This window comes from Dankookia rubra (assembly GCF_004355005.1).
Lineage (GTDB): Bacteria > Pseudomonadota > Alphaproteobacteria > Acetobacterales > Acetobacteraceae > Paracraurococcus > Paracraurococcus ruber_A.
Genome location: NZ_SMSJ01000378.1, coordinates 1 through 380, shown reverse-complemented (window position 1 = coordinate 380; position 380 = coordinate 1). Strand labels below are relative to the sequence as shown.

At 46.6% G+C, this 380-nt stretch carries 1 protein-coding gene; it reads right to left on the bottom strand.

Features of this window, described 5'->3' with window-relative positions:
• Nucleotides 1-179: 179 nt before the first annotated feature.
• Nucleotides 180-380, bottom strand: a 201-nt coding sequence (locus E2C06_RS39080; RefSeq protein WP_206664865.1) for a hypothetical protein, incomplete at its 5' end; no start/stop codon positions are given.

Here is a 380-nt window from a genome sequence, read left to right as displayed (position 1 = left end):
GAACGAACGGCCCGAAGCACGGGTCTCGGTCTTAAATGACATTGAAGCCCTTGCAAGGCGTTCCTCACCACACAATCGCTTGAAACACATTTGGAAGCGAAACGTGCCACAAAATATCATAAAATGTGTTTGTCGGCCTAGAATCCTATCAAACGCATCGCAAACCCGGTGACAAATTGTTACGCCCCGAAACGCCCAAGAGTCATCCAATCCGTGTTCTTATCCAAATACCGGCTATTGATTGCACTAGATAGGGTTTTCAGAAGGAAACGGGACTGAGTCCCACGAGATTGGTTCCTAAGCCCTAATTTGCCGGAAACGCATTTTAAAGTAAAAAGAGCCATCACAGTGTTTTTCAGAGCTTGTCGTTCAACCGCGAT